This window comes from Tepidibacter sp., from assembly GCF_025210165.1.
In the GTDB taxonomy this organism is placed as follows: Bacteria; Bacillota; Clostridia; order Peptostreptococcales; family Peptostreptococcaceae; genus Tepidibacter_A.
Map to the genome: position 1 here is coordinate 1 of NZ_JAOASI010000068.1, position 19966 is coordinate 19966.

Genomic DNA, 19966 nt, shown 5'->3' on the forward strand with positions numbered 1-19966 from the left:
TGAAAGGCAAAAAATAACCTCTTTAGAGGTAGCCTGAAAAAATAAGCGGTTGGCAGACCTTTCAATGTATCTTGAGATACAGCGAGTAATATGCCCTTCTAGGGCTGGAGCAAACCACCCGTTTTACGGGTGGTCCTGATTAGCAAGAGAAACTATCTATATTTCTAATATCTGTTCCCCAAAATCTCCAACCGCCTCTCATCCATCTAAATCCAGCTACAGAGGTAGGACCGACAAATACTAGCCAAGTCCAAAAACTTCGTCCATTTTCAAGCCATATATAAGTAAATTTATAACGACAGAATCTTATAGCTCCTGGATCTACCATTTTTAAACCTGGACCTGAGCTTGGTTTTTTAGGTGTATATGAAGGTGGAGGTCCGGGAGGTTGTTGACGATTATATAAAAACATGCATTTCCCTCCTTTCTTATATTAATTTATGATATAAAATTAAAAATTGATACAATATTAAAATTTTTAAAAATATGTTCAAAATCAAATTAATATGATATAATTGACAATGATAATTAAAATCAATTAAAAACAAATGAATAAAATTTTTAAAATATAAATAAAAGGGTATTATATAAAATATAGAAAGGAGAAGTGAAAATATATGATAAGAGACATATTAAATATAATTTTAACTAGTGCTGAAAATGCTTTCTTACAAGTTAGTGTATTCGTAGGGGTAGTACTGCTTTTATTTGGATATATAAACTACAAAAAATCAGGAAAATTTGTGGAAAGTATAGAAAAATCAAAAAAAATACAACCTATATTAGGCGCTTTACTGGGATTAACTCCTGGATGTGGGGGTGCAATATTTATAATGCCTTTATTTGTAAAAGGTAAGGTAAGCTATGGAACTATAGTAGCAACTCTTATAGCAACTATGGGGGATTCTGCTTTTGTAATAATATCAACGCTACCAATACAGTATATAGTAGTTAGTGTAATATCTTTTGTAGTAGCTATTATAACGGGGTATGTAGTTGATTATTATAAAGTAGGAGAAAAACTTATAAAAAATATTACTAAATTACCAAGTGAAGAAATTAAAAAGATAAATGAGGAATCTGATCATACGGTTCAAAATATGAGTATTAATTACATGCATATCGGACATGAAGAAGGTGATGAAATTGATATAGCTCTTCATCATAATGCTAAAGGGCATCAAGATATTAACAGTATAGGCTATAAAATAACGCATAGTAGTTTTTATGTATACTGGGCTTTTATATTCGTAGGTTTTATTTTAGGTGTTATGTTACTTTTTCAAATGGATGTAAATACTCTAGGTATAAAGAATTTAGGTAAGATTATTGGGATAAGCGGTACAGTTATATCCATAATAATGATGATAATGAGCAATAAGTTTTTACAAGATGATACACATGAGGAAGAAGAGCTTAAAAGAATGTCTTTAAAAGAAACTTTGATACATAATGCTCAAGAAACTGCATTTGTATCAACTTGGGTGTATGTTGCATATTTAATATATGAAATATCTATATTTACAATAGGGAATGGGAATTATGCTTTAGGTGAACTTGCACTTACTAATATTATGGTATCTCAAGGCTTAGTATCTGTTATAGTAGGAGCTTTGATTGGATTAATACCAGGTTGTGGTCCTCAGGTTATTTTTGTAACTTTATTTACAAGAGGAATGGTTCCTTTTGCAGCACTAGCTTCAAATGCCATATCACAGGATGGAGATGCTTTGTTTCCTCTTTTGGCTATAGATAAAAAGTCATCATTATGGGCAACTATTATAACTACAATACCAGCTCTAGTTGTTGGAATTATAATTTATTTTATAGAAATAAAAATGGGCTTATTTTAAGCCCATTCTTATTTTACTGATAACTTGTTAAAAAGTTATACTTGAGATTATTTTGGAGCAACGGAGCCCATAGGGATCGCTGCTAATATGAGTCACCGCGTTAGTGCGTAGACGAATTTTATTTAGGTTTTTTATTTTTTTTAGACACTGGCTTACTTGTGTTTTGGCTTACAGAACCTGTTTGCTTTGGTTGAAGAGCGTTAGGGATATTCAGTTCATCGGCAAATTCTAATCTATCATTACATGATTTGTTTTTAGTATTTTTATACATTGTTTTACCTCCATTTAAATATTCTTTATATTAATTTAACCAATGAAATAAATTATATATGTGAAGTTTTTTACTTTTTTGTTATATTATGCTCTTATCTTTTAATTTAATATTTATATATTTTTCAAGTTGTATTTTTATAATAGCCATAGCAGGAACTCCCAAAAACATACCTGCAATACCAAATAGTCCTCCGCCTAATATAACTGCAACTATAATCCATAGCGGATTTAATCCGACTTTATCTCCTAAAATTTTAGGTCCAAGGTAAAGACCATCAAATTGTTGAAGTAATAATATGAATAAAGCAACCCAAATAGCTTGTATAGGGTTATTTATTAAAGTAATAAGTATAGCAGGAACTGCTCCTATAAATGGACCAAAGTAAGGAATCATATTAGATATACATATTATTATACTGATTAAAAGAGCATAAGGAACCTTTAACATTAATAAACCTACAAAACATATAATACCTATTATCAAAGAATCTATAGATTTTCCTATTATATATTGGGAAAAAATTTTGTTAACTATCTTAAAAAAATCTGCAACCTTATCTGATTTAAATTTTCCTAAAATAGCATATAAAAGTCTTTTGATATTATATATAAGATTTTCTTTATCTTTTAATAGGTAAATAGATATTATAACTCCAAGTATAGCATTTAATAAATTAGAAGTAATATTAATAGCTTGAGTAACTAAATTACTAGATGTAATATTTAAAAATCCTAATATTTCATTTATTATCTCTGTTAAATTCTCTTTTAAAAAAGGATTACTGTACTGTAGTAATTTAGATTTTATGATATTTTTATTTACCCATTCTTGAGCTGTAGACATATACACTGGAAGATCTTCAGATAAATCGTTTATACTATCTATTATTTTAGGAGATAGTATAGTAATTGTGAAGTTTATAATACTTATTAATAATAAGTAAATAAGCATTATACTAAAAGACCTTCTCATGTTAAATTTTCTCTCAAAATAAACCATTATTGGGTTGAGAATATATGCAATACAAACAGCCCAAATAAAAGGACTTATCAAAGAAAGTATAGAGTTAAATTTTTGAATAAAAAATTCTGGATTGTTTACAAGTTTAAAGATAATTAATGATATCAATAGTAAAAAAATCACATGTTTAGTTTTATATTTTGAAAACATTACAAACCTCCTGCAGAATAACTTAATGTATTTGAAATATTATGATATAAGAGGTATTTTAACATTATATGAAGTCTTATACAATATAAATTGGTTAAAATCTATAGAAAAAAAACATATATAAATATATAATAAAAAAGTATGTATTATGAAAAATATGATTTAGCAACAAATTAGAAGAGGAGAGCTATTATGAGATTAAATAAATATATGGCACTGTGTGGAGTAGCATCAAGAAGAAAATCTGATGAATTAATAAAAAACAAGAAAGTAAAAGTTAATGAAAAAATAGTACAAGAGCTAGGAATAGATGTTGATGAAAATCAAGACAAAGTAGAAGTTAATGGGAAAATAATAAAATTAGAACAAAAAAATGTATACATACTTATAAATAAGCCCGAAGGATATGTTACAACTGTAAAAGATCAGTTCAAGAGAAAGGCAGTATTAGATTTGGTTAAAGATATTGATGAAAGAATATACCCTATTGGAAGACTTGACTATGAAACGTCAGGACTTTTAATACTAACTAATGATGGAGATCTTACATATAAATTAACACATCCTAAGCATGAAGTTGTTAAAACTTATTTAGCAAGACTAAAATTTGTACCTGATAAAATTAAAATAAAACAGTTTGAGACTGGATTAAAAATAGATGAGTATGTAAGTGCACCAGCAGAGTTTAGAGTTATAAAAAAAGAGGAAAAGCAAAGTATATGTGAAATTAAAATACATGAAGGTAAAAACAGACAAGTGAGAAAAATGTGTAAAGCTATAGGTCATCCTGTTTTATCTTTAAGAAGAATAGCTATAGGAGATATAAAACTTGAAAATTTAAAAGTAGGAAAATATAGAAACTTAACTCAAAAGGAAATAAATTATTTAAAATCTTTATAATTAGAGGTGAAAATAATGATAAGTATTTGCAAAATGTATGAAAAAAGTGAAATTAATATTAAATCTATTCTAGATAAAGAAGATATAGATTATAGCAAAATTAAACAAAATATATTGTGTGCATATGAAAATAATCAACTTTTAGGATTTGCAGGTTATGAAATAAAAAATAATATGGCTTTTTTAAAAACAATAAATGTTATTGACAAAACGTTAGGAATGGTTTTAAAAGATGGACTTATAAAGTCTTTATTAAATATGGCTGATATTAATGGCATAAATATATTTATGGTTAAAAAATATGATGAAATGAGTTTTTACAAAAACATAGGATTTAATGATTTAAATAATAGAGATTTTTTATTAGATATTAATATAGACGAAAATGAATATTTATATATAAAACTTACAGACTTTTTTAAAAATCCTTGTAAGAATAACAAAGAATATTAGGAGGAAAAATTTGAGATCTAAATATTTAACTAATGTAACTGATTTAACAAAATTAATAAATAAAGACATAATTAAAGAAGGGCATGTAGTTATAGATGCTACGGTTGGTAATGGATATGATACACAATATTTAGCTGAAAAAGTAGGGAACACAGGAAAAGTTTATGGTTTTGATATACAAAAGCAAGCTATAGAAAATACTGAAAAAAGACTAAGAAAAGAAAATTTATTCGACAATGTTAGACTTATATTAGATGGACATGAAAATATGGATAAACATATAAATGAAAAAGCAGATTGTATATTTTTTAATTTAGGTTATTTACCTAAATTAGACCATAGTATAAAAACTAAACCAAACACAACTATTAAAGCATTAAAAAAATCACTTCATTTACTAAAAAAAAATGGGATATTAAGTATTTGTGTATATTTAGGACACGAGGGTGCTATAGAAGAAAAAGAAGAAATAGAAAAATTATTATTTGATTTAGAACAAAGAGAATTTGATGTATTAAAATGTAGTTTTAAAAATCAAAAAAATAATCCTCCACAACTTATATTGGTAGAGAAAAAAGTAGATTAGAAATAGCTCTTTATTAGGGCTATTTTTTGTTCAAAAATATAGATGAATTAGTGTGAAATATTGGGAATTCGCCGTTTGGAATTTTTAGAATAAAGAAAGTTTTATTTCAAAATGAAAGTATTTCGAATAGAAATGAAATTTAAATTGCAAAAACTTAAAAAGTTTGATAATATGAAGTAAACAAAGATTTTAAAATGCATTGGGGGTAAAAAAATGCCAGGGGATGATAAAAAAATAGTTATAGAATATGATTGGTGTAAGGGATGTGGAATATGTATAGAGTTTTGTCCTAAAAAAATTTTATATATAGAAAATGATAAGGTAAATATAAAACAAGAAGATAAATGTATAAAATGTGGATTATGTGAGATGCGATGTCCTGATTATGCAATATACTTAGAAAAAGTAATTTGTAAGGAGAGTGAATCGTATGCACAATAATATAAAATTTCTTCAAGGGAATGAAGCTTGTGTACATGGAGCTATATATGCTGGTATGAAATTTTTTGCTGGATATCCAATAACTCCTTCAACTGAAATTGCAGAATTATCATCTGTAATGCTTCCTAGAATTGGTGGTAAGTTTATACAAATGGAGGATGAAATAGCTAGTATGGCAGCTGTTATTGGTGGATCATTAGGGGGATTAAAATCAATGACAGCGACAAGTGGGCCAGGATTTTCATTAAAACAAGAAAACATAGGATATGCATGTATTACAGAAATACCATGTGTAATAGTAAATGTGCAAAGAGGAGGACCTAGTACTGGACTTCCGACTTGTCCATCGCAAGGAGATGTAATGCAGGCAAAATGGGGGACTCACGGGGATCATCCAATAATAGTTCTGTCGCCAACGAGTGTTAGTGAAACATTTGAACTCACTGTAAAAGCATTTAATTTTTCAGAAAAATACAGAACTCCTGTAATATTGTTAATGGATGAAGTTATAGCACATATGAGAGAAAAAGTAATAGTTCCAAATAAAGGAGATATGCCTGTAATAAATAGAAAAAAACCTAAAGTAGATCCAAATGAGTATAAAGCATATGAATATACTGAGGATTTAGTTCCTGCTATGGCAAATTTTGGAGAAGGATACAGATACAATGTAACAGGACTTGTACATGATGAAACAGGATTTCCTGTTAATAGCACTGATGAAGCTGAAAAGCTATTAAATAGATTAATGGGCAAGATAAATTCAAATTTAGATGATATATTAATATACGAAGAATATTTAGTTGATGATTCTGATATCTTATTTGTGACATTTGGTTGTATGGCAAGGTCAACTAAAGAGGCAGTTGAGAATCTTAGAAATGAAGGTATAAAAGCAGGTATGTTTGTTTTAAAAACAATATGGCCATTTCCAGAGGAAAAAATAAAACAAATAAGTGAAGATAAAAATATGATATTTGTTCCAGAAATGAATTTAGGACAAATAAGGCAAGAAGTAGAGAGAATAGTTCAAGATGATTGTAATATTTATGGAATTAATAAAGCAAATGGAGAAATTATAACTCCTAAGTACATAAATGATTGCGTAAAGGGGGTATTGAAAAAATGCCTAGTGAAGTAATAAAAAATAATTTTAGAGTAGATAGACTTCCACATATTTGGTGTCCTGGATGTGGGCATGGAATATTGATGAGAAGTATAGCAGTTGCAATAGAAGAATTGGGTTTAGATAAAGATAAAGTATGTATAGTATCTGGTATAGGTTGCTCATCAAGAGCAGCAGGCTACATGGATTTTAATACATTGCATACAACACATGGAAGAGCGATTGCATTTGCAACTGGTCTTAAAGTTGCAAATCCAGATTTAAAAGTTATAGTTATATCAGGAGATGGAGATGCTAGTGCTATAGGCGGAAATCATCTGATACATGCATGCAGGAGAAACATAGATATAACAACTATTATATTCAATAATAATATATATGGAATGACAGGCGGACAATATTCTCCTACAACTCCTAATAAAGAAAAAGGTACTACAGCACCTTATGGAAATATAGATAAGGCATTTGATATTTGTGAACTAGCATCAGGTGCAGGAGCAACTTATGTAGCTAGAGCTACTGTATATCATGCAAAAAAAATGGTTGAATATGTTAGAAAAGGTATAAATCATAAAGGATTCTCTTTAGTAGAAGGGGCAAGCATTTGCCCAACTTATTACGGAAGAAAAAATAAAAAAGGTAGTGCAGTTGATTCAATAAAAGAAATGAAATATAAATTTATTGATATATCAAATAAAGATAAGTTAGATAGAGATGATATAAAGAACAAGATATTAATGGGAGAATTTAAAGATGTTAAGGAACCTGAATATATAGAAGAATATTTTAAAATTATAGATATGTTTAAAAAGGAGATGTCTGTGTGAAAAAAGAATTGAGGTTAACAGGATCTGGTGGGCAAGGATTGATACTCGCTGGTATAATATTAGCTGAGAGTGCTATAAAAAATGGATTTAATGCAGTTCAAAGTCAATCATATGGACCAGAGGCTAGAGGGGGGGCTAGCAAATCAGAGGTTATAATAAGTGATAGAGATATAAATTATCCAAAAGTTAATAAACCAGATTTACTTTTGTGCCTAACACAAAAATCTTTTGACAAATATGCAAAAAATATAAGTAAAAAATCCATATTGCTAGTTGATTCTTGCGTGAATATAGGGGATAATATAGATATTGACTTTTGTTATAAGATACCTATAATAGATACTGCTAAAGAGAAAATAGGAAAGCAAATGGTTTCAAATATAGTTGCATTAGGGGCTATTGAAGAACTTATTGAGGATATCGAAGACGAAAGTTTAAAAGAAGCAATATTAGCAAGAGTACCTCAAGGTAGTGAAAAGTTAAATATAAAAGCTTTTGATGAAGGGAAAATGTTGATAAAAAATATATTAAATAGGAGTTAAGTTTTATATGGAAGAAGCTAGAGATTTAATTGTTATTATAAAAGAACAATTTCCTAAATTAAGCAAAGGTCAAAAACTTATTGCCCAGTTTATACTTTCAAACTATGACAAAGCTGCGTTTATGACTGCTGGCAAATTAGGTGAAAAAGTAGGTGTAAGTGAATCTACAGTAGTTAGATTCGCTAATGCATTAGGATTTGACGGATATCCTAAACTTCAAAAATCACTACAGGAGCTTATAAAAACAAAGCTTACAACAGTTCAAAGAGTAGAGATGTCTAAAGAGTATTCTAATGATTGGACTATACTTAAGAAAGTATTAAAATCTGATATAGAAAATATAAAATCAACTGTAGAAGAACTGGATGAAGAAAGTTTTCAAAGAGGGATAAATAAGATATTAAAAGCAAAAAAAATATATATAGTAGGTCTTAGAAGTTCTACTGCTATATCTGAATATCTAGGTTTTTATTTAAATATAATATTAGATAATGTAAATATAGTGAGTTATGGAATAAGTGATGTATTTGAGCAAATTCTTAAAGTTACAGAAGATGACTTAGTAATAGCTATAAGTTTTCCGAGATATTCAAAGAAAACATTTGAGCTTGCTAATTATGCTAAAAAGCAAGGAGCTAGTATAATATCATTAACAGACAGTGTGCTTGCCCCTGTTGCATCTATATCTGAAGAAATTATTCCAGTTAAGAGTAATATGGCTTCATTCGTTGATTCTTTAGTTGCTCCTTTAAGTGTTGCAAATGCGATAATAGTTGCTATAGGTATGAGAAAAAAAGAAGAAATAAAAGAGTATTTTGATAAATTAGAAACCATATGGAAAGAATATCGTGTCTATGACGAGAAATAGGAAATTTTCCTATTTCTTTTTATAATGAGTAGGAAATTATATTCTTATTTAAAATTATAGATAAGTATAAATTCCGTCACGAATTTCAAAAAAGTCTACCTTGAAAAGCTTCAAAGGAAGACTTTTTTATTTTTGAAAAGATTTATTATATAATATTTAGTTGAATTATAATAAAAAAGAGGAGGACTATATATGAATAGATTTTTCATAGTAAGACATGGAGAAACTTTTTGGAATATAGATGGTAGAACTCAAGGTCATGGAGATTCAAAATTAACTAAAAATGGAATTGAACAAGCTAGAAAACTTGCCAAAAAGCTTTCGAAATACAATATAGATTATATATATAGTAGCGATCTTGGTAGAACTATTCAAACCTCTGAAATAATTTCTAATACTTTGAGTAAAAAGATAGATTATAAAGAATCTCTTAGAGAAATAAATTTTGGAGATTGGGAAGGTCTTACAATAGAAGAAATAAAAAGAGATTATCCAGATGTTTATACTGTATGGAGAAATGAGCCACATAAAGCGTTAATACCTAAAGCTGAAAACTTGTATAAGTTAAAACAAAGACTATTGGTTTGTATAAATGAATTGAATGAGAAACACGAAAATTCTAATATAGTGCTGGTATCTCATGGAATGTCAATAAAAGTATTACTACTTGCCTTATTAGAAAGTGAGTTATCAAATATATATAAGATAAAACAGGATAATACAGCTTTAAATATAGTAGAGTTTAGAAACTATGGACCAGTAATAATAAAGACTAATGATACAAGTCATTTAGAAGGTGAAAAATATGAGTAAGGTTATTGTAATTGGAGCAGGTCCAGCAGGTATGATGTCTGCAATAGCAGCTGCTAGGAATAATGAAGTAATATTAATCGAGAAAAATAAAGAATTAGGTAAAAAATTAAAAATTACAGGTGGTGGAAGATGTAATATAACTAATAAAAGAGATATAGAAGACTTTCTTGAAAAAATAATAAAAAATCCTAAATTTCTATACAGTAGTTTGTACACTTTTACAAATATAGATCTTCTAGATTTTTTTATAAAACGTGGTATAAAATTCAAAATAGAAGAAGACTTTAAAGTTTATCCTGAAAAAGATAAGTCTGATGTAATAATAAAAGTATTAAATGATGAGTTGAATAAAGTCGGAGTAAAAGTAATATATGAAAAAACACTTACAGATATTATTGTTGAAGATGAAGAAGTTAAGGGTATTATATTAAATGATAATCATACCATAAAAGCTGATAAAGTAATAATTGCTACTGGTGGGCATTCTTATTCTAAGACTGGATCTGATGGGAAAATTCATAGTTTATTAAAAAAATATGGAGAAAATATAACTAAAATATATCCAGCTTTAGTACCTCTTGTATTTAGTGAAGGTTGGATAAAGAATTTACAGGGAATTTCATTGAAAAACATAAAGGTATCTGCAAAATACTTTAAAAATAAAAAAATAAGTATAGAGGGAGATATTTTATTTGCACATTTTGGATTAACTGGACCTGTTATACTTAATTTATCTTCTTATATAAATAAATATTTGCAAGATGGGAATATTGAATTGAAATTTGACTTTGTTCCAAATATATCAAAGGATGAAGTGCGAAAAATTATAAGAAATAATAATAATAAAAGTATATATAATAATCTAAAAGAGATTCTTCCTGTTAATTTTACAAAACAGCTATTAGAATACTTAAGTATTAATAAAAAGCCAAATAATTTGACAAAAGAAGAAGAAAACAAGATAGTAGATAGTATAAAAGAGTTAAAATTAAATTGTAAGGGAACAAAAAGTATAAATGAAGCTATAGTCACTTCGGGAGGAATAAGCGTTAAATCTATAAACTCATCTACTATGGAATCTAAATCTATAAAAAATCTTCATTATGCTGGAGAAATTATTGATATAGAGGGTTTAACTGGAGGATATAATCTTCAAATTGCTTTCTCAACAGGCTATCTAGCTGGTATAAGTGTATAAAGTTTGATATAATATTGATTTGCGATGGTGATAAAATGAGGACATTAGCTATAAGAGGAGCTACTACTGTAGAAAAAAATGAAAAAACATGTATATTAAATGAAACGAAGATATTAATAAAAAAAATAATAGATATGAATAATTTAAATGAAGACGATATAGTTAGCATTATATTTACAATGACAAGGGATTTAGATGAAGTATATCCTTCTGTTGCTGTAAGAGAATTATTGAATCTTAACGATATACCTCTTTTAAATTTTGAAGAAAAGTATATAAAAAATAGTTTAAATAAATGTATAAGAGTATTAATGCATGTGAACACAGATATAAAAAAAAATAAAATAATTCATATTTATTTAAATGAGGCCAAAAAGTTAAGAACAGATTTGAGTATAAGGAGTGGATCTAATGAATAATATGGTTATAGCAATAGATGGGCCAGCGGGGGCAGGGAAAAGCACTATTGCAAAAATAATATCAAATAGACTTAATATAAACTATATAGATACAGGAGCAATGTATAGAGCTATTACATATAAGTCTATAAGAGATGGGATTAATATTAATGATGAAGAAGCTTTGATAGAAATGGCTAAAAAAACTCATATAGACTTTAAAGACAATAATATATATTTAGACGATGAAATTGTAAATGATGAAATAAGAACTTTAAGTGTAAGTGGAAAGGTTTCAAAAGTTGCTCAAATAAAAGAAATAAGAGAAATAATGGTAGAAATTCAAAGAAAAATGGGTAGAAAATACTCTGTAATAATGGATGGTAGAGATATTGGAAGTTATGTATTTAAGAATGCAAATCTCAAATTTTATCTAACAGCAGGTATAAATGAAAGAGCAAGAAGAAGATATAATGAATTAAGAACAAAAGGACATAATATAGATTTAGAAGATATAGTTAATGATATTAAAAACAGAGATGAAATAGACTCAAAAAGGTCTTTTGCTCCACTGATTAAAGCTGATGATGCTGTAGAAATAGATACTACTAGTAAAAATATAGAAGAAGTAGTTTCTGACATAATGGAATACATAAAATAGGAGGAGAGTTATTTGGGATTATACGAGGTATGTAAAGGGATATTTATTCCAATTATGAGTGTGTTTTATAAAATAGAAATAATTGGTAAAGAACATGTTCCTATGGATGAACCTTTAATATTTGCTTCAAATCATAAAAATAATTTAGACCCGATGTTAATAGGAGCATTAATGCCAAGGAAAGTTTCTTATATGGGAAAAAAAGAACTTTTCGAAAATAAAATAGTTGGATCTTTTTTAAAAGGTATAAATGTTTTTCCTGTCGATAGAAGCAAAACAGATATATCTACTATAAAAACAGCTCTTAAAATATTAAAATCAAATGGAGCTTTGGGTATATTTCCACAGGGTACTAGAATGAAACAGGAAAGTTTAGGAAAAGCAAAAGCTGGAACAGGCATGTTGTCGATTAGAGGCAAGGCTAGAGTTTGTCCTGTATCTATAATAGGTACATATAAATTATTTAGTAAAATTACTATATACATAGATGAACCTATAAGTTTTGAGTCATACTATGGACAGAAATTAAATTCAAAAGATTATGAAATCTTGAGCCAACAGGTTTTAGATGTCATAGGTGAAAATATAAAAAAATACAAAGGTTAAGGAGGGGATGTGTTTGAAGTTTAAGGTTGCTGATTATGCTGGATTTTGTTTTGGAGTTCAAAGAGCTATGGATATGGCATGGGATGAATTAGAAACGATTGATGAATATGAAGTTTATTCATTAGGTCCTCTTATACATAATAAACAAGCTGTAAAGGTATATGAAGATAAAGGGTTAAATGTTGTAGATAACTTAGATAAAGTAAATGAAAAATCTAAGATTATAATAAGATCTCATGGGGTATCAAAAGATATATATAGAAATGCTGTAGATAAGAACCTTAAAGTTATAGATGCTACTTGTCCTTTTGTAAAAAAAATACAAGATATAGCTAATAAATACTATAATAAAGGTTATAAAATTATAATTGTAGGAGACAAATATCATCCCGAGGTTGTAGGGATAAATGGCTGGTGTAATAATGAAGCTAAAATTATAAAAAATATAGAGGATTTAAATGAAATTCCTAGAAATTATAAGAGGTATTGTGTCGTTGCACAAACTACTATAAATTTAAAAATGTATCAAGAAATAAGCGAAAAATTAAAAAATATTCTAGAAGATGTTATTGTACATAATACTATTTGCTTGGCAACTAGAGATAGACAAAAGTCAGCAAGTAGATTATCAGAAGAAGTCGATTGTATGATTGTAATTGGAGGTAAACATAGTTCGAATACTCAAAAGTTGGTTAATATATGTGAGGAAAATGTTAAAACATATCATATAGAGACTGTCAGTGATTTAGAAGAAGATGATATTAAAAAATATTCTTTTGTTGGGATTACAGCAGGAGCATCAACTCCTAGTTGGATAATAGAAGATGTAATAAAATTTATAAAAAATATTTAATTAAAATAAATGCAAGGGAGAGATATATAAATGAATAATGAAATGGAACAACTTCTTAAAGAAGAAAATTTATTCAAGACTATAAAAGTAGGACAAAATGTAGAAGGTAAAGTTATTTTAGAAAAATACGATGAATATTATATTGATTTAAATTATAAAACAGATGGAGTTCTTCCTAAATCAGAGGTTTGTGAGGAGCAAGAAATAAAAATTGGAGACGTTATTGATGTTAAAGTTATAAAAATGGATAGAAATTCAGGAGATGTCATTGTTTCTAATAAACAAGCTCAAGAAGTAAAAACATGGAATGAATTAGAAATAGGACAAATCATAGATGTTAAAGTAACAGATGAATCTAAGAGCGGACTTATAGTAAGTTATAAAGGTATAAGAGGATTTATTCCGCTTAGTCATATAAATAATAAGTATATTAATAATATAGATTTCAAAGAATATAAAAGTATAGTTATGAGTTGTGAAATTATAGATGTAGATTCTAGCAAAAAAAGATTTGTTCTTTCAAGAAAAAATGTTTTGATTAAACAAGAAGAAAAGAAAAAGTTAGACTTTATGGAAAATACAAAAACTGGAGATTTATTAGAAGGTACAGTAAAAGATATAAAGGATTATGGAGTATTTGTAGATTTAGATGGATTTGTAGGACTTGTTCATAATTCGGAGTTGTCTTGGTCTAGAAGACATGAATGTGAATATAAAATAGGAGATTTAGTAAAGGTTAAAGTTATATCTTTAGATAAAGAAACTCAAAGGCTTGCTCTTAGTATAAAAGCATTACAAAAAAGACCTTGGGATAATTTTATAGAAAATTATAATGTAGGAGATATTTTAACTGGGAATATAAAAGTAGTTAAAGATTATGGAGTTTTTGTAAGACTAAAGGAGGCATTAGATGGGTTCGTACACATATCTAATCTTTCTTGTGAGTTTGTTAAAAATCCAAAAGACATAGTTAAAGTAGATGAAGAAGTTAAAGTTAAGATAATAAATATTGATAATGAAAATGAAAAGATAGAACTTACTATGAATATAAATGAGGAGGATGAAGGCATTTAATGAGAGGATATGATGTTTTTAAAGACAAAATTTATAAGAAGACAGGAATAAATCTTTCTTTGTATAAAGAAAAACAAATGATTAGAAGGTTAGAATCATTAGTTACGAGAAATGGATATAGTGATTTTGAAAAATATTTTGATGCTATAAATAAAAATACAGATTTATTTAATGAATTTATAAATTATATGACTATAAATGTTTCGGAATTTTACAGAAATGCAGAACAGTGGAAAGTTATGGAGAATACTATAATTCCTAAACTTCTAGAGAAGAATAAAAATCTTAAAATATGGAGTGCTGCTTGTTCTACAGGAGAAGAGCCTTACTCTCTAGTTATGTTACTTAGTAAATTTATGCCTTTAAATAAGATTAATATTATTGCAACTGATTTGGATAAAGAAGCAATGGCAAAAGCTAAATTAGGTATGTATCAAGAAAAGAGTTTGAGAAATTTACCTAAAGAGTTTATAACTAAATATTTTGATAAAAAATTAGATAGATTAATGATAAAAGATGAAATAAAAAATAGAGTTACATTTAAAAGACATAATTTATTAGAAGATAAATATATAGATAATTGTGATTTGATAGTATGTAGAAATGTAATGATATATTTTACTGAAGAAGCTAAAGCAGACATATACTCTAATTTTAGTAAATCATTAAATAGTAATGGTGTTTTATTTGTTGGAAGTACTGAACAAATAATAATGCCAAATAAATATAATTTAAAACCTATAAAAACATTTTTCTATGGTAAATCAAAATAAAAAAATCTTACAAGAAATATAATTTTTATTCGTTATAAAATATACTGTTGACTAATTAGTCAACAGTATATTTTTTCTATAAGAAATCATATAATTTTGAATCTATTATCTTTGAGCAACAAAGATCATTGGGATGGTGTAGACATGAGTCAACGCGTTAGCGAGTAGACGAATTTATTATTGTATGTGCAAATAATAATATGGTATAATATGATATAGTATTAGTACCAGGTATAAAAAGGAGGTATAATTTATGAATATAAATGAAATTAAAGAATTAATTATGGCAATAGATAAAACTAGTATAAATAAATTTGATATAGAAATGAAAGATTTAAAATTATCTATACAAAAAGGTGGCATTACGAGTATGGAATGTATTACTAATGTCGAAGATGAAGTTGAAAAAGAAATAAATATAATTGAAAACAAAGAAATCGAAAAAACTGAAACTGATGACAATACATACATAGTAAATGCTCCTATAATGGGGACTTTTTATTCAGCTTCAAGTCCAGAAGCTGGTGATTATGTCAATGTTGGAAATCAAGTGAAAAAGGGAGATACTTTATGCATTCTTGAAGCTATGAAGCTTATGAATGAAATAGAGTGTGATGTTGATGGAGAAATTATAGAGATATTAGTAGAAAATGAAGAGTTAGTTGAATACGATCAACCTTTATTTAAGATTAAAGTTAATGGGTAATTGAGGGAGGATATTATGATAAAAAAGCTACTTATTGCAAATAGGGGAGAAATAGCTATTAGAATAATAAGAACATGTAAAGAAATGGGAATAAAATCCGTTGCTATATATTCTCAAGCAGATAAGGAATCTCTGCATAGATATATGGCAGATGAATCTATATGCATAGGTCCTAATAGTATAAGCAAAAGTTATAATAATATAGATAATATAATATATTTAGCAATGAAAATGAAATGTGATGCGATTCATCCAGGGTTTGGTTTTTTATCTGAGAACTCTGATTTTGCTAAAAAATGTATAGAAAATAATATTATATTTATAGGTCCTAATTATGAACAAATAGACAAAATGGGGGATAAATCAACAGCTAGAGATACTATGATAAATTCTAATGTACCTGTTGTACCAGGGTCAAAAGGTATAATTTTAGATATAGAAGATGCAATTGTAACTGCTAAAGAAATTGGATATCCAGTTCTTATAAAAGCTTCAAGCGGAGGTGGTGGCAAAGGAATGAGAGTTGCTAATGATGAAGAAGAATTAGTAGCTAATTTCAATATAGCCAAAGCTGAAGCACTATCTGCATTTGGAAATGATGAAATGTATTTAGAAAAATATATAAAAAATCCTAGACATATAGAAGTACAAGTTTTTGGAGATTCATTTGGAAATTCAGTTCATTTTGGAGATAGAGACTGCTCTATGCAAAGAAGAAATCAAAAAGTTATAGAGGAATGTCTTTCTCCTTATTTAGATGATGAAACTAGAAATAAATTATATGATGCAGCAATAAAAGCAACAAAATCTGTAAATTATATAGGAGCTGGAACGGTTGAATTTATAGTTGATAATGATAAAAATTTCTATTTTATAGAAATGAATACTAGAATTCAAGTAGAACATCCTATTACTGAAATGATAACTGGGATTGATTTGATAAAATTACAAATATTGATAGCATCTGGAAAACAAATTCCTTATACTCAAGAAAATATAAAGTTTAATGGACATGCAATAGAATGTAGAATAAATGCTGAAGATGCATTTGATAATTTTAGACCTTGTCCCGGTAAAATAGAATCCATTCATGTTCCAGGAGGGCTTGGAGTAAGATTTGATAGCTTTGTATATGGTGGATATGTAATACCACCTTTATATGATTCAATGATAGGAAAACTTATATGTTGGGCAAATGACCGAGAAGAATGTATAAATAGAATGAGAAGAGCTCTAGATGAATTAATTATAGAAGGCGTAGAAACTAACGTAGAATTTCAGAAAAAATTAATGGCAAGTGAAGTTTTTGTAAAAGATGAACACCATACTAAATTTATAGAAAATGAGTTTATGAATAAATTTATAGAGGTGAAATATGATTAAAAAATTATTGAGTAAAGAAAAAGGATACGCACAAGTATCTGTTAAAAAAAAGTTTAATACTAAGAATGTTGATGAAAAATTTTGGATAAAGTGTGAAAGTTGCAATAATAATATATTTATAAAAGAAGTAGAAGAAGGTTTTAGCTTGTGCCCTAAATGTGATCATCATTTTAAACTTTCTGCTAGAAAGAGAATTGATTTATTAATAGATGAAAAAACGTTTGAAGAGCTAGACGAAGATTTAGTTTCTATAAATAGATTAGAATTTCCTGATTATGACGAAAAGTTAGAAAGATACACTGGGAAAAGTAGAGAAAAAGAGGCTGTTATAACTGGTCGTGGTAAGCTAAGCGATATAGATGTTATACTTTGTGTTATGAATTCGGAATTTATGATGGGTAGCATGGGGTATATAGTTGGAGAAAAGATAACTAGGGCTATTGAATGTGCTATAGATAATAAATTACCTGTTATAATAGTGTGTGCGTCTGGAGGAGCTAGAATGCAAGAAGGTATAATATCTTTAATGCAAATGGCAAAAACTTCTCAAGCTTTAAATAAACTTAGTGAGAATGGGTTACCATACATATCTGTATTGACAGATCCAACAACTGGTGGAGTAACAGCAAGCTTTGCTATGCTTGGAGATATTATAATTGCAGAGCCGAATGCTTTAATAGGCTTTGCTGGCCCTAGGGTTATAAAACAGACAATAAAACAAGATCTTCCTGAAGGATTCCAAAGATCTGAATTTTTATTGGAACATGGATTTTTAGATTTGATTGTAAGTAGAAAAAATATGAAAAATAGAATTCACCAAATATTGAAAATACATGGGTATTAAGGAGGTCTAAGTATGAATAGTTTAGATATAGATAAACCCATTATAGAGCTTGAAAATAAGATTGTAGAATTTGAAAAAATATCAAAAGAAAATAATATAGATTTATCTGATGAAATAAATATGCTTAGCAATAAGCTTATAAATCTAAAAAATGAAATATATGAAAATTTAACGGCTTGGCAAAAGGTAAATATAAGTAGAGCCTCTAGTAGACCTACAACTGAGGACTATATAAAAAATATATTTAATGAATTTATAGAATTTCATGGTGATAGATTATACAAGGATGATAGAGCTATAGTTGGAGGTATAGGAATAATAGAAGATATGCCTGTTACTATAATAGGACATCAAAAAGGAAGAGATGTAAAAGAAAATATAGAAAGAAACTTTGGTATGCCACATCCAGAAGGATATAGAAAGGCTTTAAGACTTATGAAACAGGCAGAAAAGTTTAACAGACCTATAATAACATTTATAGACACTCCAGGAGCGTTTTGTGGTCTTGAAGCTGAAGAAAGAGGTCAAGGCGAAGCGATAGCTAAAAATTTATTTGAAATGAGTTCTTTAAAGGTACCTGTAATATCTATAGTTATAGGAGAAGGAGGAAGTGGAGGAGCGTTAGGTCTTGGTGTATCTAATAAAGTAGCTATGTTAGAGCACTCTATATACTCTGTTATATCTCCGGAAGGGCTTTCTAGTATACTATGGAAGGATGCTTCTAAAGCGAATGAGGCATCTGAAATAATGAAACTTACAAGTTCTGATTTATATGAACTGAATATAATTGATAAAGTAATAAAAGAACCATTAGGTGGAGCTCAGAAAAACGTTGAATTTACATCAAATAAAATGAAAGAATATATAGTTGAACAATTAAATGACTATGTTGATAAAAATGAAGAAGAAATAGTTTTTGAAAGATACAGTAAATTTAGAAAAATCGGATATAATTTGTAAATAAAAAAGGGTTTAGATTTTGAATGTAGAATAGTAATAAATAAGAAATCCAATTTTAAATGTACAAGTAAATATAATAATATTAAGGGGGGCATATTTGAAATGGAAGTATTAAAAGTTTCGTCAAAATCTAATCCAAATTCTGTAGCAGGGGCTCTAGCTGGAGTTTTAAGAGAAAAAGGTTCAGCGGAAATACAGGCAATAGGAGCAGGTGCTTTAAATCAAGCTGTTAAGGCAGTTGCTATAGCTAGAGGATTTGTTGCACCAAGTGGCATGGATCTTATATGTGTACCAGCATTTACTGATGTTGACATTGATGGTGAAGAAAGAACAGCTATAAAGCTTATAGTAGAACCTAGATAACAAAAGAACCTCTTAAGAGGTTCTTTTAATTTTGAGGATTAAACATTTGAAGCATCATCATAATTTGGTCCATTGTCATTCCGTATTGTTCTAGTAATCTATCAATTATAGGTGAAAATTCTTTCATTAAATCATCTTTGTTATTTTTAACCAATGATTCAATTTGTGGAACTATAGATTTTATAAATTCTATTTGTTCTTTTTCTGATAGATTATTAAAATTTGAAACAAGATCATTCATATTTAAAAGCCTCCTTATTATTAAAGTGCATTTACCCAATGACTATTATATAA

Annotated in this window: 26 protein-coding genes; 22 read left to right on the top strand and 4 right to left on the bottom strand. The window is 27.9% G+C overall.

The window, feature by feature from the left end; translation table 11 throughout:
* Positions 1-139: 139 nt before the first annotated feature.
* Positions 140-412 carry a hypothetical protein gene (locus N4A48_RS10675; protein ID WP_293665923.1) on the bottom strand — a complete coding sequence of 91 codons (273 nt, stop codon included), beginning with the start codon at positions 410-412 and terminating at the stop codon, positions 140-142.
* Positions 413-617: 205 nt separating this feature from the next.
* On the opposite strand from N4A48_RS10675, the gene N4A48_RS10680 reads away from it, so the two are divergent.
* Positions 618-1853: a putative manganese transporter gene (locus N4A48_RS10680; protein ID WP_293665925.1), complete on the top strand. Its 1236-nt coding sequence runs from the start codon at positions 618-620 to the stop codon at positions 1851-1853.
* Between the two features lie 118 nt (positions 1854-1971).
* Here N4A48_RS10680 and N4A48_RS10685 read toward each other — a convergent pair whose 3' ends face one another.
* Complete coding sequence (locus tag N4A48_RS10685) at positions 1972-2124, bottom strand: hypothetical protein (protein WP_293665926.1); 153 nt, start codon at positions 2122-2124, stop codon at positions 1972-1974.
* A gap of 81 nt (positions 2125-2205) precedes the next feature.
* Positions 2206-3297, bottom strand: coding sequence for an AI-2E family transporter (locus tag N4A48_RS10690; protein ID WP_293665927.1), 1092 nt, complete (start codon positions 3295-3297; stop codon positions 2206-2208).
* Positions 3298-3489: 192 nt separating this feature from the next.
* On the opposite strand from N4A48_RS10690, the gene N4A48_RS10695 reads away from it, so the two are divergent.
* From N4A48_RS10695 to N4A48_RS10795, 21 genes are all read left to right on the top strand, one after another.
* Complete coding sequence (locus N4A48_RS10695) at positions 3490-4197, top strand: pseudouridine synthase (RefSeq protein WP_293665928.1); 708 nt, start codon at positions 3490-3492, stop codon at positions 4195-4197.
* A gap of 15 nt (positions 4198-4212) precedes the next feature.
* Positions 4213-4650, top strand: coding sequence for a hypothetical protein (locus N4A48_RS10700; protein ID WP_293665929.1), 438 nt, complete (start codon positions 4213-4215; stop codon positions 4648-4650).
* Positions 4651-4660: 10 nt separating this feature from the next.
* Entirely contained in the window at positions 4661-5236 is a 576-nt protein-coding gene (locus N4A48_RS10705) for a class I SAM-dependent methyltransferase (RefSeq protein WP_293665930.1), read from the top strand.
* Positions 5237-5449: 213 nt separating this feature from the next.
* Positions 5450-5677 (top strand): indolepyruvate ferredoxin oxidoreductase subunit alpha, encoded by a 228-nt coding sequence (locus N4A48_RS10710; protein WP_293665931.1) that lies wholly within the window; start codon positions 5450-5452, stop codon positions 5675-5677.
* Positions 5667-6818 (top strand): 2-oxoacid:acceptor oxidoreductase subunit alpha, encoded by a 1152-nt coding sequence (locus N4A48_RS10715; RefSeq protein WP_293665932.1) that lies wholly within the window; start codon positions 5667-5669, stop codon positions 6816-6818. The genes N4A48_RS10710 and N4A48_RS10715 overlap by 11 nt, the downstream gene beginning before the upstream one ends.
* Positions 6803-7630 (top strand): 2-oxoacid:ferredoxin oxidoreductase subunit beta, encoded by an 828-nt coding sequence (locus tag N4A48_RS10720; RefSeq protein WP_293665933.1) that lies wholly within the window; start codon positions 6803-6805, stop codon positions 7628-7630. Before N4A48_RS10715 ends, N4A48_RS10720 begins: the two co-directional genes overlap by 16 nt.
* On the top strand, positions 7627-8172 hold the full coding sequence (locus N4A48_RS10725) for a 2-oxoacid:acceptor oxidoreductase family protein (protein ID WP_293665935.1): 546 nt from the start codon (positions 7627-7629) through the stop codon (positions 8170-8172). The genes N4A48_RS10720 and N4A48_RS10725 overlap by 4 nt, the downstream gene beginning before the upstream one ends.
* A 7-nt stretch (positions 8173-8179) precedes the next feature.
* A complete protein-coding gene (locus N4A48_RS10730) occupies positions 8180-9040 on the top strand; it encodes a MurR/RpiR family transcriptional regulator (protein ID WP_293665936.1) in 861 nt (286 codons plus the stop codon).
* 192 nt (positions 9041-9232) lie between these two features.
* The gene (locus tag N4A48_RS10735; protein ID WP_293665937.1) at positions 9233-9853 is read left to right on the top strand and encodes a histidine phosphatase family protein; all 621 of its coding nucleotides are present in this window, start codon (positions 9233-9235) and stop codon (positions 9851-9853) included.
* Positions 9846-11051 carry an NAD(P)/FAD-dependent oxidoreductase gene (locus N4A48_RS10740; protein WP_293665938.1) on the top strand — a complete coding sequence of 402 codons (1206 nt, stop codon included), beginning with the start codon at positions 9846-9848 and terminating at the stop codon, positions 11049-11051. The genes N4A48_RS10735 and N4A48_RS10740 overlap by 8 nt, the downstream gene beginning before the upstream one ends.
* 35 nt (positions 11052-11086) lie before the next feature.
* Positions 11087-11470, top strand: a complete 384-nt coding sequence (aroH, locus tag N4A48_RS10745; RefSeq protein ID WP_293665939.1) for a chorismate mutase — start codon at positions 11087-11089, stop codon at positions 11468-11470.
* Complete coding sequence (gene cmk / locus N4A48_RS10750; RefSeq protein ID WP_293665940.1) at positions 11463-12110, top strand: (d)CMP kinase; 648 nt, start codon at positions 11463-11465, stop codon at positions 12108-12110. Before aroH ends, cmk begins: the two co-directional genes overlap by 8 nt.
* Positions 12111-12122: 12 nt before the next feature.
* Positions 12123-12716, top strand: coding sequence for a lysophospholipid acyltransferase family protein (locus N4A48_RS10755; protein ID WP_293665941.1), 594 nt, complete (start codon positions 12123-12125; stop codon positions 12714-12716).
* Positions 12717-12723: 7 nt separating this feature from the next.
* Positions 12724-13569, top strand: coding sequence for a 4-hydroxy-3-methylbut-2-enyl diphosphate reductase (locus N4A48_RS10760; RefSeq protein ID WP_443081756.1), 846 nt, complete (start codon positions 12724-12726; stop codon positions 13567-13569).
* Between the two features lie 30 nt (positions 13570-13599).
* Positions 13600-14643 carry a 30S ribosomal protein S1 gene (locus tag N4A48_RS10765; RefSeq protein WP_293665943.1) on the top strand — a complete coding sequence of 348 codons (1044 nt, stop codon included), beginning with the start codon at positions 13600-13602 and terminating at the stop codon, positions 14641-14643.
* A complete protein-coding gene (locus N4A48_RS10770) occupies positions 14643-15416 on the top strand; it encodes a CheR family methyltransferase (protein WP_293665945.1) in 774 nt (257 codons plus the stop codon). Before N4A48_RS10765 ends, N4A48_RS10770 begins: the two co-directional genes overlap by 1 nt.
* Positions 15417-15669: 253 nt before the next feature.
* Positions 15670-16122, top strand: a complete 453-nt coding sequence (accB, locus tag N4A48_RS10775) for an acetyl-CoA carboxylase biotin carboxyl carrier protein (protein WP_293665946.1) — start codon at positions 15670-15672, stop codon at positions 16120-16122.
* Between the two features lie 15 nt (positions 16123-16137).
* Positions 16138-17505, top strand: a complete 1368-nt coding sequence (accC, locus tag N4A48_RS10780) for an acetyl-CoA carboxylase biotin carboxylase subunit (RefSeq protein WP_293665947.1) — start codon at positions 16138-16140, stop codon at positions 17503-17505.
* Positions 17498-18349 (top strand): acetyl-CoA carboxylase, carboxyltransferase subunit beta, encoded by an 852-nt coding sequence (gene accD / locus N4A48_RS10785; protein WP_293665948.1) that lies wholly within the window; start codon positions 17498-17500, stop codon positions 18347-18349. The genes accC and accD overlap by 8 nt, the downstream gene beginning before the upstream one ends.
* Positions 18350-18361: 12 nt before the next feature.
* On the top strand, positions 18362-19309 hold the full coding sequence (locus N4A48_RS10790) for an acetyl-CoA carboxylase carboxyltransferase subunit alpha (protein ID WP_293665949.1): 948 nt from the start codon (positions 18362-18364) through the stop codon (positions 19307-19309).
* Between the two features lie 102 nt (positions 19310-19411).
* Positions 19412-19672 carry a stage V sporulation protein S gene (locus N4A48_RS10795; RefSeq protein WP_099189234.1) on the top strand — a complete coding sequence of 87 codons (261 nt, stop codon included), beginning with the start codon at positions 19412-19414 and terminating at the stop codon, positions 19670-19672.
* A gap of 25 nt (positions 19673-19697) precedes the next feature.
* On the opposite strand, the gene N4A48_RS10800 is transcribed toward N4A48_RS10795, so the two are convergent.
* Complete coding sequence (locus tag N4A48_RS10800; protein WP_293665950.1) at positions 19698-19913, bottom strand: hypothetical protein; 216 nt, start codon at positions 19911-19913, stop codon at positions 19698-19700.
* Positions 19914-19966: the final 53 nt, after the last annotated feature.

Coding starts and splice junctions, on each gene's coding strand:
- N4A48_RS10675 (WP_293665923.1), bottom strand. CDS start 412: ATGTTTTTATATAATCGTCAACAACCTCCCGGACCTCCACCTTCATAT.
- N4A48_RS10680 (WP_293665925.1), top strand. CDS start 618: ATGATAAGAGACATATTAAATATAATTTTAACTAGTGCTGAAAATGCT.
- N4A48_RS10685 (WP_293665926.1), bottom strand. CDS start 2,124: ATGTATAAAAATACTAAAAACAAATCATGTAATGATAGATTAGAATTT.
- N4A48_RS10690 (WP_293665927.1), bottom strand. CDS start 3,297: ATGTTTTCAAAATATAAAACTAAACATGTGATTTTTTTACTATTGATA.
- N4A48_RS10695 (WP_293665928.1), top strand. CDS start 3,490: ATGAGATTAAATAAATATATGGCACTGTGTGGAGTAGCATCAAGAAGA.
- N4A48_RS10700 (WP_293665929.1), top strand. CDS start 4,213: ATGATAAGTATTTGCAAAATGTATGAAAAAAGTGAAATTAATATTAAA.
- N4A48_RS10710 (WP_293665931.1), top strand. CDS start 5,450: ATGCCAGGGGATGATAAAAAAATAGTTATAGAATATGATTGGTGTAAG.
- N4A48_RS10715 (WP_293665932.1), top strand. CDS start 5,667: ATGCACAATAATATAAAATTTCTTCAAGGGAATGAAGCTTGTGTACAT.
- N4A48_RS10720 (WP_293665933.1), top strand. CDS start 6,803: ATGCCTAGTGAAGTAATAAAAAATAATTTTAGAGTAGATAGACTTCCA.
- N4A48_RS10730 (WP_293665936.1), top strand. CDS start 8,180: ATGGAAGAAGCTAGAGATTTAATTGTTATTATAAAAGAACAATTTCCT.
- N4A48_RS10735 (WP_293665937.1), top strand. CDS start 9,233: ATGAATAGATTTTTCATAGTAAGACATGGAGAAACTTTTTGGAATATA.
- N4A48_RS10740 (WP_293665938.1), top strand. CDS start 9,846: ATGAGTAAGGTTATTGTAATTGGAGCAGGTCCAGCAGGTATGATGTCT.
- aroH (WP_293665939.1), top strand. CDS start 11,087: ATGAGGACATTAGCTATAAGAGGAGCTACTACTGTAGAAAAAAATGAA.
- cmk (WP_293665940.1), top strand. CDS start 11,463: ATGAATAATATGGTTATAGCAATAGATGGGCCAGCGGGGGCAGGGAAA.
- N4A48_RS10760 (WP_443081756.1), top strand. CDS start 12,724: ATGTGTTTGAAGTTTAAGGTTGCTGATTATGCTGGATTTTGTTTTGGA.
- N4A48_RS10765 (WP_293665943.1), top strand. CDS start 13,600: ATGAATAATGAAATGGAACAACTTCTTAAAGAAGAAAATTTATTCAAG.
- N4A48_RS10770 (WP_293665945.1), top strand. CDS start 14,643: ATGAGAGGATATGATGTTTTTAAAGACAAAATTTATAAGAAGACAGGA.
- accB (WP_293665946.1), top strand. CDS start 15,670: ATGAATATAAATGAAATTAAAGAATTAATTATGGCAATAGATAAAACT.
- accC (WP_293665947.1), top strand. CDS start 16,138: ATGATAAAAAAGCTACTTATTGCAAATAGGGGAGAAATAGCTATTAGA.
- accD (WP_293665948.1), top strand. CDS start 17,498: ATGATTAAAAAATTATTGAGTAAAGAAAAAGGATACGCACAAGTATCT.
- N4A48_RS10790 (WP_293665949.1), top strand. CDS start 18,362: ATGAATAGTTTAGATATAGATAAACCCATTATAGAGCTTGAAAATAAG.
- N4A48_RS10795 (WP_099189234.1), top strand. CDS start 19,412: ATGGAAGTATTAAAAGTTTCGTCAAAATCTAATCCAAATTCTGTAGCA.
- N4A48_RS10800 (WP_293665950.1), bottom strand. CDS start 19,913: ATGAATGATCTTGTTTCAAATTTTAATAATCTATCAGAAAAAGAACAA.